This window comes from Eisenbergiella porci (genome assembly GCF_009696275.1).
In the GTDB taxonomy this organism is placed as follows: domain Bacteria; phylum Bacillota; class Clostridia; order Lachnospirales; family Lachnospiraceae; genus Eisenbergiella; species Eisenbergiella porci.
Window position 1 is genome coordinate 39,701 of record NZ_VUMI01000041.1, and the last position, 10,477, is coordinate 50,177.

A 10,477-nucleotide genomic window follows, 5' to 3' on the forward strand; every position below is an offset into this window, starting at 1 on the left:
TTCCCATGAAAAAGAACAGTTCCCTTAAAATACCGGGCGGTTATATGTTCCGGAAGAAAATAACTCCCTGGTGTATCCTTGCACTGCCCATGGCTTTTACCATATGGCTGAAGTACTATCCTATCTTCAGCGCCTTTTTTATTTCCCTGTTCCGTTATGATCCCATCAATCCGCCGGGACAGTTTGCAGGGCTGCAGAACTATATCGGCATGTTCGGCATGCAGCATTACTGGGATGCCTGGAAGAATACGTTTATCTTCCTTCTTCTGCAGATTTCCATGTGCTTTTTCATCCCGCTCATCCAGGCGCTTTTGCTAAATGAACTGATCCGGCTGCAGAAGTGTCTGACTACATTATATATCCTGCCCGCCCTGATTCCCACCTCGGTAAATGTAATTATATGGAAATGGATCTGGCATCCCGATTACGGCGTGGCAAATCAAATCGTAAAGTTTTTCGGCGGACAGCCGCAGGCATGGCTGAGCGACCCGGCGCTGGTAAAATTCTGCATTATCTTCCCCGGCGTCCTCGGCGGTGGGCTTACCGTGCTTTTGTACCTCTCAGCCATCCAGGGCGTTTCCCCGGACATCATGGAATCCGCCTCCCTGGACGGTTGCACCGGTTTTGGAAAAATACTTCATATTATCCTGCCCAACATCTCCTTTATGATTTTTATCCAGCTCATCATGGCCGTCATCACCACGATGCAGCTTCTGGACGCCCCATATATGTATGCGTCAGGAGGCCCCAGCGGCGCTTCCACCACCCAGGGCATATTCATTTATAATTCCTTCAACCAGGATCTCAATTACGGCAGAGGCTCCGCCGCTTCCGTCATCCTGCTGCTTGTCATCGCAGCCCTGACCATGCTTCAGATGCATTTTGAAAAAGCGGAAAAAGAATAGGAGTGTGAAACAGATATGAAGAAAAACAAGTCCGACAGAAAAAGAAAAATCCAAGTAAGCGGCTCCGAACGCCGTCTGAAAATATGCGCTGTTGTGATATCACTGCTGTTCACGGTCCTCATGCTCTATCCGCTGGTTTTTTCCATTTCCAGCTCCATGAAGGACAACAGCCAGATTTATGAAATTCCGCCCAGGCTGCTCCCCAACCGTGCCAACAGCCTGACCCTGACCATTGACTATACCGGCATGGATTTTGCAGATGAGGCCGCGCTGAAGGATGCGGTAATGCAGGACAGCATTCTCGCAATGTTCGGCATCAACTACAAGATGGCGGATCAGTCCATTATGGAAATCCATGTCTATGCCACACGGGACGGAAAGACCATTTTCCATTCCAGGGCACACCAGATGAAGCTGCAGATGGAGCGAGACTATGGTATCTACAAAAGCTCCGCTGTAAAAAAAGAAGTGCTTCTCCACGGGGATCGTTACATACGGGCCTGTGATTCCATCGGCTATACCTTCCGGGCGGACGGCATCGGAACCGAGATCGTCCCCGCACAGGAACCTGGCCTGTTCGATCAGGTATCCGGCATCCTGGCAGAAAAATATGCCCTTACCGGCACGCTGACCGGCGTCAGCCATAAGGTCAATAATCTGCTGAACCTGGAAAGCTTCAAATATTATCTGCAGATGCCAAGCTATATTTACCCGGAAAGCCAGATGATCGTCCGGTTCGGCTTCATGACCTTTGTCATGAACAGTATCATCGTCATCGGCTTCGCCATGATTTCCCAGGTGATTCTCTGCTCCATCTGCGCCTATGTCATCAGCCGCCTGCTCACAAGGAAGGCCGGGAATTTCGTGCTGCTGTTCTTCATGGGTGCCATGATGGTGCCCTTCGCCAGCATCATGCTGCCGCAGCTGATCATGTACCGCCAGCTGGGCGCTTACAACAATTACGCCGCCCTGCTGCTGCCTTTCCTTTATCCTTACGGCTTTTATGTGTATCTGTACAAGGGCTTTTTCGACCAGATACCTGGCAGTTATTTTGAAGCGGCTTCCATTGACGGCGCAAGCAACCTTTATCTGTACAGCAAAATCTGCATGCCGCTGTCCAAGCCCATCATTTCCCTCATCGCCCTGCAGACCTTCATCGGCAACTGGAACGATTTCTTCTGGGCCTGGCTGGTTACGGAGGACCAGAAGCTGTGGACGCTGAACGTGGCGCTTTACAATATTTCCAATAACATGGGCACGAAGCAGAACGCCATCATGGGGCTTTCCGTGGTGACCATAGCGCCTGTTATCCTGTTATCTATCCTGTTTTCAAAGCAGCTGAAGCAGAGTATTGTGGCTTCCGGGGTAAAGGGATAGGAGGCAATTGAAAGTTCCATATAAAAAGGCATGACTCCGGCGCCATGCCTTTTTGTATTTTTAAATTTAGAATTCACATGCAGGATATAAGGATGCCCCACATCCCCTCCGGTAAAATGGCCGCCCTTTAAACGGATATCCTCTTCCAGCTCCAGGTCATAGGGGTTGGCCCTGCCGATACAGCCGGTTTCCGTGTTCAGGATCGGCTTGCCGCCTTCTGCTTCCGATAACTGAACGGCAGTCTGATAAGCGGCTCCATCCTGCTTCTGGTAGGCATGTAGTCATGGAAGCTGAGTACGTCAACCAGATCGGACGTGGAATCCATATGGGATGACAGTTCGTGGCCTACCGTAATCGGTGTGTCCGGATCCAATTCTCTGATCAGTTCACAGTGCTTCCTTAAGTCCTTTGTAAGTTTTTCCTTTTTCCGGGGATAGTCCTCCGGGGAGGCGCTTCCCAGATAGGTATTGCAAAACGGTTCATTGAAAACATCCCACATCAGGAGCCCTTTCTTTGGCTTTAACAGACGAATAATCGCTTCAGCATAGCTTCTTTTTTTCTTCCATTCCTCTTCGCCGGCTTCCGTATAATCCTCAATAAAATTGCCGTTCCAAAAAATAGGCATGATGCCGATTCCCTTTTCCTCACAGCTGTCTGTAAAATCAAACAGCATTTTCTCATAGGCCTCCGGATTCTTTTCCCATTCCTCCTGGGACATCCAGAAGCGGACGGCATTCAGGTTCAGACGCGCCGCATACAAAATCCAGGGGATTTTTACGGACGAGCCCCACCGCGGAGGTGTTTTCACCAGCTTCGCGGAAGGAGAGGTAAACGCCGCCCCCTACACCCCCGGCCTTTTCGAAGAATTTGAAAAACGCTCCTGCACGGAGCAAAAGCGGACGCCGCCCTGCTGGTCATCAGCCCTATCGAAAGCGTATGGGCCAGAGCCTACAGCGGCGCTTTTGACGGCCTTACGGGAACCGATCCCGAAATACGGCGTCTGGAAGAGCAATATGCCTCCGTCTTCCACATGCTCACCGGAAACCGCATCGACTTCGACTACGGGGAAGAAGATATCATGGCCCGCCACGCACACGCGGAAAACGGAACCCTCCACATCGGAAGCTGCGCCTACGGCAAAGTCCTGGTCGCCGGCGTGGATACCCTGCGCAGCAGCACCCTACGGCTCCTGACAGACTATGCCGCCCAGGGAGGCGCCCTGATTTTTGCAGGAAATCCCCCCTCCTTCGTAGACGCTCTCCCCTCTGGGGAGGCCAAAGCCCTCGCCTCCGCCTGCACCACCATCCCGCTGGAGGAAAAAGCGCTGACAGAAGCCTGCTCAAACGGCCGGGAAATAAAAATAGATACTGAAAACGCCTCCCTGCTGTTCGCCCGCTCCTACCGGACAGAAGGCGGCCGCATGATCCTGCTCTTAAATACGGATCGAAAAAAAGGCCGCGCCAACGCAGCCCTCTGTCTGGGGACCGGAAAATACCTGGAACAATGGGATCCCCGTACCGGTAAAATCACCGAACCCGAATACCAGGTGATCAACGGCCATCTCACCATTGATCCGGAAGCCGGAGGGGAGCGCCTCTACCGCATTCCCGCAAGGAAACGCAGCCTGCCGAAACAGGAAGCCTTTCGGGGAACCAGAACCTTCCCCCTCCCCGACATCTTCCGCTACACCCTGTCCGAACCAAACATCTGCGTCCTAGACATGGCAGCCGTCACCGGCAAAACCGGCCTCAGCCTGCCCCCATGGAAGTGCTCAAAGCCGACCGCGCCGCCCTACCGCGGCGGAGAAATGCTCCAGCCCTGGTATCAGGTAAGGCGCCCTCCTGAAGCTTTCCGGAAAAGAAGAAGTGCCCCTGGCCTTTCCCCCTCACAAGGCTCTCATCCGGGACCTGAACGCCATCCGGCTGTTACTCACCCGCCGGAATACCTTCGCCTCCTGCACCACCCTGAAAAGTGCCAATACTCCTACTCCCCCGCCTCCTTCATTACAGAACCTCCCTGCTGGACCGATTCCTACGTCCTCTACGAACAGGGGCTTTTAAAGAAGCCGGAGATTTTATACTGAAAGCCTGTATACCGTAAAGCCCTGTATCACAGGAAGCGCCGTATTTTTTTACAATATACGGCGCTTCCTGTTTTTATTTATACGCTCCGTTCCCGGCCGCGCAGTTTTTCATACTTTTTTAATCCTGCTCATCAAAATATCTGCACATATGCAGTATAATATCCCTGATCCCCGCCATTTCCCTCTCCGGCGGCAAAATATGAATTAATCCGCGCAAAAACCAGATCCTCCTGCGTCCATTGCTTTACACTTTCATCCCAGACACAGATTAATTTTTCCGCCAAAGACATATTATCGGTAATAACCCGGCTCAGCGCATCCTTAAGAGAAGGATTCTCCGTCAGCTCATCCCAATGCTCCGCCAGCCCGAAAAAGATCTCTTCCTTACTCTAATATAACTATTGTAATAAGAATAATGCTTCCCCCTGATATAAGATCGCTCATTTTTCCAATCACAATTCCGGCAAAAAGAGGCCCGGCCAGCAATGACCCCTGGCTGATGAACTGCATCACTGAATTTGCCTTCTGCAGATTTTCCCCGCTTACCAGCCCTGGAACCGCAGAATAAAGCGTCGGCAGGATAGCCGCGCTGATTCCTCCAAACAAAACCGCATATATAAAAACAGTATATTTATTTACCGCATTTACCTGATTCACAACAACCAGGGAAACCAGCAAAATTCCCAATATCCCGGTCCCGCCCGTAAGCGTCCTGGATACCCCCGCCTTATCCGTCAAAAATCCCGCAACCGGCAGCAGAAAAATCCTCGGCACCACCATTGCAGTCATTACCGAGCTTAGCAACAATACGGAACCGGCCCCCTTCATAATTAATGATACCTGCAAAACACTGTATAATTGGCTGATAAGAAACAATATGGTACACCCGCTGAAAAAAATTATAACATTAACGGACAGAAACTGCGATCTTTTGTTCTCAAACATACTTGCGGAATTTCTTCACCGCAGCGCCTTACATTACACAATCATTTAAAAATACCTTTTTCCGACGGATATTTCATCCCAAGCCCGGCCCCTTGTTCCATTTCCGTATACAGCCCGGAAGAAATCGCTTCATAGCCTGCCAAATATCCCCGGGCGGTAAAAACAATCGGAACCATCTGATCCTCCAAAGGCACCTCATACATTTCAAAAAATGCCTGAAGGATTTCCGTATTTCTTCCCGACCTGGTGTTGATCCTGATTATCTGCTGCGGATAGGAAACGCCGTCCACCACAACAGTTTCCGGAAATAAATCCAGAACCTCCCCGCTGGTCCTGATACACTCCTCACATACGGTCCGATAGAAATAGACAACAGACGAACTGCCTTTTTCCAGCTTATAATCCTCAAGCTGCTGTTTTAACGTCTCATTTTTGGTGGGATCATAGACGCCTCTGCCATAAACAAATAAATCCTCGCCCGCAGTCAGATAGGCTTCCCGGATGGATGAACGAATGGAATCTGTTCCAAAATAAATATTTCCATTTACAGTCATAATCGGGTAAGTGAGAGATCCTGCAAGTTCTTCCTGAAACCCCAGTTTTTTAAGTTCAGAATCCCTTATCTGCGCATCTTCTTTGCGAAATACATTATAAACGGACACCATATAAGGATACAGTTCGGAAACATCATCCAGTTCCTCCGATACTATTTCAAAAAGCTCTTTTGTTCCGTCGCAGGAAGCACAGGGCTGATTATAAAAAAAATGTATTTCCACATTTTCCGGCTGTTCAGGTTCAGCTTCTTCACATCCGGAAAGGCCAAACCACAAAAGCATGGAAAAGAAGCATATAAAAACCTTACGCATATTTGTCAAAAATCCGCCTCCGTTAAACTGACTGACATTCCCTCTTTGAGGATGACTTTTTTCTTCCTGCCCTTATAACAGACAGTCATCTCCCTTTCCTTCGGTCTTGTTCCCTTCAGCTCTGCTTTTTCAAGCCTGCCCTCCCTGAAGTTTACGGCAACAGTTACCCCGGCGCGCGTACGCAGTCCGGAAACCATGCCTGTTCCCAAAGCCCTGGGAAGCGCCGGAAGCAGAGCAATTTCATTTTCTGTGCTTTGCATCAGCATTTCCGCAATGCCTGCGCAGGAACCGAAATTGGAATCAATCTGGAACGGAGGATGTGCGCCGAACATATTGGGATAACACCCTCCCCCCTGCCGGTAATTCATGGGATCGCTTCCGTCCACAGGACGCAATTGCTTTTTCAGTATACTGTAAGCCTTTTCCCCATTGTGCAGATGGGCCCACAGCGCCACCCTCCAGGCCAGCGCCCATCCGGTGCTTTCATCCCCTCTCAGTTCAAGCGTCCGGCGGCAGGCCTCTGCCAGTTCAGGCGTTTTCTCCACGGAAATCTGCCTGCCGGGATAAAGAGGGTAAAGATGGGAAGAATGCCTGTGTGTCGGCTCGTTTTCCTCCAACTCTTCATTCCATTCAAGTAATTCGCCGCGTGATCCTATCCGATACTCCGGAAGACGTTCAAGCGCCGCTTCCATTTCTGCAAGAAATTCCTGATCTGTCCCCAATAACCGGCAGCAGGCCGCAGCATTCCCCAATGTTTCCCGGATAATTGCCATCGTCATCGTGGTCGTCTGACTGACCGCGCATGGTTTGCCATGATAGATAAACTGATTCTCCGGCGAGGTGGAAGGTGCAAAAATCAGTTTACCATCCTCATTTTCAACAAGGACATCCAGGAAAAACCGCGCCGCATCCCGGATGATGGGATAACCTGTCTGGCGCAGGAAATCCAAATCTCCCGAAAAAAGGTAATGATCGTAAACATGCGCGCTTAACCAGCCTGCCGACAGAGGCCAGAAGGCATACACTGCCGTACCCTTTCCCCGGTTTCCCACCGGAGTGGAAAGACACCATATATCACTGTTATGATGCGATACAAACCCTCTGGCATTATAATGGATTTCGGCTGTTTTTCCTCCGCTGACCCTCAGGTTATTAATCAGATCCATTAAAGGCTCATGCATTTCCGGCAGATTCACCGTTTCCGCTCCCCAATAGTTCATTTCCGTATTGATATTAATTGTATAATTGGAACTCCATGGGGCGCGCATATGCTGATTCCAGATTCCCTGGAGATTTGCCGGCTGCGTTCCCGGCCGGGAACTTGAAATCAAAAGGTAACGCCCATACTGGAAAAGCAGGGCATATCGCCCGGGATCCACATCCTTTTCCCAGTCGGCGAGCCGTTGTGGAATCGGCAGGTCCTCTCTTCCCGGCCCCAGGTCAAGGCAGACTCTGTTAAAATACTGCTGGTATTCCTTCACATGCCGTTCCAGAAGCCTGTCATACCCTGACTTCTGTGCGGCAAGCAGTTCCCTGAAACAAGGTTCTTTATAAGGTTTTCCCTCCAGGAACGGATGCCTGAACGGACCGTTAAAGCTTGTCCGGGCGGCCAGAAACAGTGTAACGCTGTCCGCATTGCTTACTTCCAGTCCCTCCGGCAGCCTTTTTACTTCCCCGCCCACAGGCTCAATCGCTAATACCGCACAAAACAGCATTCCTTTCTTTTCCGGAGCTTCCTCATAAATAACCGGATCCGGAGAATCAACATAGGATGGATCCACCTGCGAGGGAGCGATTCCGTCCAGGATCATTCTGTTTTCTTCCGTGGATACTTCTGCCCGAAGCTGGCAGGAAAAACCTGCTTTCAGGGAAACCATGCCGGGCCTGTCGGCTGAAATGCGCATCACCATAACCTGATCCGGCGCACTGACGAACATTTCCCGAACGTAATTTACCTTCCCTGCCGAATACTGCAGTCTGGAAAGCGCCTTCCCAAGATCCAATAACCGACGGTAGTTTTGGATCTCACCCTCAGGATGGACCATATCCAAGGTCAGTTCACCCAACGGCAGATAGCTCTGTGTGAATTCCCCAAGCACATTCTGTTCAAGGAGCGCCTGCGCCTCTTCATATTTCTTTTCCATGGCCAGCCGGCGTGCCTGCCTGTAGTATTCCCTTGCTCCGGGAATATCGTGGTTCTGGGGATAACCTGACCACAGGGAATCCTCATTTAACGAAATTTTCTCCTGCTTTGCCCCTGACCATACCATTGCCCCCAGTCTTCCATTTCCCAGCGGAAGAGCTTCCTCCCAATAAGACGCCGGTTCTTTGTACCATAATTCCATAATCTATGTCCCTTCCTTCCCTAAATCTAAGAACAAATATCCGTAACTAAAAAACAGCCAGGCTCCGAAGTTTCCCGGAAGCCTGACCGTTTTATCCGTTTTTATCTGCCGGCAGCCGCCTTATATATTTCAATATAGCGATCAACTCTGTAAGAATCGAGTTCACTCAGATACTGATCCCAACCGGTTTCGATGTCACGCTCACCTGTAATAAACTGAACGGTAGCCATACGGACAAAGCTATTCAAGTTCGTCTGAATCTCAGCATAGTCATCTGCCATGTCCAGAGGAATAAATACCGTATAATCAAGCCTTTCCTTAGGAATATACTGTTCTACCTTCTGGGTATCAAGAGTAATACGCTGTTCATAGTTTCCGGGCTGATAAATATCATCCACCTCGGGAAGCATGGAAAGACGGAAAGGAGCCAGGTCAGCCTGCGGTCCTACCATCATCGTGCCCTTACCAATCTCTGCATTCTGATCTTCTGTAAGAGAGTTTACAATATACCTGGCATCACCGCCAAATACGTTCTTGGTTCCTTCAGGACAATAATCCCAGCCAAGACCTCTTTCCCCATACTTACGTTCCATATTATAATCATCATCATAGAAGAACTCATCGATCAAACGGAAAGCTGCTTCCGGATACTTACAGACATCTGTAATTACCGCATGGAATCCCTGTACTTCACCTTCATTCGCATTCTGTCCCTGACGTCTGAAGCCGTCCGGCCCTGCCACAGGAATCAGAATCTGATAATTTTCTGCTTCTACAGGATCATTATTGTCATAACCCATACCTGCATGATCGCAGACATACATTCCAACCACATGGGGTTCTGTCCTGACTGTCTGTGCCAGCTGATCCTCCTTCTGGGTAAAGGAAGCGCCATCAATCAGTCCTTCATCATAAAGGCTCTTAATATAACGCAGACCTTCACGGTAAGCATCTGTAGAAGGAGAAAATTCCACAGATTTTCCATCAGCGCCCAGGCTGAGCCAGAAATCAGGTTTTACTGTCTGGAAAGACATACCCATCAATGCGTATTCAACCATCGTATTCCAGGTAGTTGCACCGAGCATTCCGATTTCGTCTTTCTTTCCGTTTCCATTGGGATCATCATTTACGAAAGCCCTTAATACTTCTCTCAGCTCTTCGGTAGTTTCAGGCATTTTCAGCCCCAGCTTATCCATCCAGTCCTGACGCAGATAAATCTTGGGATATGCGCTGCAGTGGTAGCACTCTGAGAAACGTGCAAATCCATAAATTTCTCCATCCGGTGCAACACATCTGTCCCTGTAGCTGGGATTATACTCAAAAATACGCTTCATATTGTTGCCATACTTATCAATATAATCCGTAATGGGAAGCAGAACCCCTTCCTTCACCCCATACTGCATAATATCCGACTTTGTAAATACTGTCGGCCAGTCAGTCAGAATAAGATCCGGATAATCTCCGCTGGCCAGCATCAGATTTCTCTTCTGGAGCGCATCGGAAAGAGGAGTTGAAATAATCTGAAGCTTGATATTAGATTTTTCTTCGATCTCTTTTACAAACCGGTTTTGTTCCCAATCAATATCCGCCCCGCCTTCAATCCATACCTTCAGTGTGATTTTCTCATTCATGATCGGCATGCCGGTAGCGTTAAAGCCTTCCGGTAAGGAGGTATCCCCCGCCTCAGCAGATGCTGCATTTGAGCCTTCCCCTCCGCCTCCTCCGGTATTGCCTGCAGCGGTTTCTTCCCCCCCGGATGAACATCCTGCCATGCTTATTACCATACATGCGGATAACAGCAAGGCCAACATTTTTTTCTTCATAGAACCTTTTCCTCCTAGTATAATAATGGTGTAGTCAAGAACGACTACTGGTTAACAGTTACAAAGTCCAATCTAATAAATCTATATAGATATAACGGAAGGAGGAGTTCCCCCTCCATCAGAAGTTATAGGA

General features: G+C 49.5%; 8 protein-coding genes. 3 read left to right on the forward strand and 5 right to left on the reverse strand.

Annotated elements, in window-relative coordinates:
• Positions 1 to 5 precede the first annotated feature (5 nt).
• A complete protein-coding gene (locus FYJ45_RS20680) occupies positions 6 to 905 on the forward strand; it encodes a carbohydrate ABC transporter permease (RefSeq protein ID WP_025489014.1) in 900 nt (299 codons plus the stop codon).
• Between the two features lie 15 nt (positions 906 to 920).
• Complete coding sequence (locus FYJ45_RS20685) at positions 921 to 2,282, forward strand: carbohydrate ABC transporter permease (protein ID WP_154467056.1); 1,362 nt, start codon at positions 921 to 923, stop codon at positions 2,280 to 2,282.
• Positions 2,283 to 2,478: 196 nt separating this feature from the next.
• Here FYJ45_RS20685 and FYJ45_RS20690 read toward each other — a convergent pair whose 3' ends face one another.
• On the reverse strand, positions 2,479 to 3,090 hold the full coding sequence (locus FYJ45_RS20690; protein WP_154467057.1) for a glycoside hydrolase 5 family protein: 612 nt from the start codon (positions 3,088 to 3,090) through the stop codon (positions 2,479 to 2,481).
• A gap of 270 nt (positions 3,091 to 3,360) precedes the next feature.
• Here FYJ45_RS20690 and FYJ45_RS20695 point away from each other — a divergent pair, with 270 nt between their 5' ends.
• Entirely contained in the window at positions 3,361 to 4,365 is a 1,005-nt protein-coding gene (locus FYJ45_RS20695) for a hypothetical protein (protein WP_154467058.1), read from the forward strand.
• Positions 4,366 to 4,749: 384 nt separating this feature from the next.
• On the opposite strand, the gene FYJ45_RS20700 is transcribed toward FYJ45_RS20695, so the two are convergent.
• From FYJ45_RS20700 to FYJ45_RS20715, 4 genes are all read right to left on the reverse strand, one after another.
• On the reverse strand, positions 4,750 to 5,310 hold the full coding sequence (locus tag FYJ45_RS20700) for an MFS transporter (RefSeq protein ID WP_154467059.1): 561 nt from the start codon (positions 5,308 to 5,310) through the stop codon (positions 4,750 to 4,752).
• A gap of 41 nt (positions 5,311 to 5,351) precedes the next feature.
• Complete coding sequence (locus FYJ45_RS20705; protein WP_154467060.1) at positions 5,352 to 6,185, reverse strand: hypothetical protein; 834 nt, start codon at positions 6,183 to 6,185, stop codon at positions 5,352 to 5,354.
• On the reverse strand, positions 6,182 to 8,521 hold the full coding sequence (locus FYJ45_RS20710; RefSeq protein WP_154467061.1) for a glycoside hydrolase family 95 protein: 2,340 nt from the start codon (positions 8,519 to 8,521) through the stop codon (positions 6,182 to 6,184). The genes FYJ45_RS20705 and FYJ45_RS20710 overlap by 4 nt, the downstream gene beginning before the upstream one ends.
• A 101-nt stretch (positions 8,522 to 8,622) precedes the next feature.
• The gene (locus FYJ45_RS20715) at positions 8,623 to 10,344 is read right to left on the reverse strand and encodes an extracellular solute-binding protein (protein ID WP_154467062.1); all 1,722 of its coding nucleotides are present in this window, start codon (positions 10,342 to 10,344) and stop codon (positions 8,623 to 8,625) included.
• Between the last annotated feature and the right edge of the window lie 133 nt (positions 10,345 to 10,477).

Bases quoted from the DNA above. Each gene is read 5' to 3' on its own strand.
- FYJ45_RS20680 (WP_025489014.1), top strand. From the start codon at position 6: ATGAAAAAGAACAGTTCCCTTAAAATACCGGGCGGTTATATGTTCCGG.
- FYJ45_RS20685 (WP_154467056.1), top strand. From the start codon at position 921: ATGAAGAAAAACAAGTCCGACAGAAAAAGAAAAATCCAAGTAAGCGGC.
- FYJ45_RS20695 (WP_154467058.1), top strand. From the start codon at position 3,361: ATGGCCCGCCACGCACACGCGGAAAACGGAACCCTCCACATCGGAAGC.
- FYJ45_RS20700 (WP_154467059.1), bottom strand. From the start codon at position 5,310: ATGTTTGAGAACAAAAGATCGCAGTTTCTGTCCGTTAATGTTATAATT.
- FYJ45_RS20710 (WP_154467061.1), bottom strand. From the start codon at position 8,521: ATGGAATTATGGTACAAAGAACCGGCGTCTTATTGGGAGGAAGCTCTT.
- FYJ45_RS20715 (WP_154467062.1), bottom strand. From the start codon at position 10,344: ATGAAGAAAAAAATGTTGGCCTTGCTGTTATCCGCATGTATGGTAATA.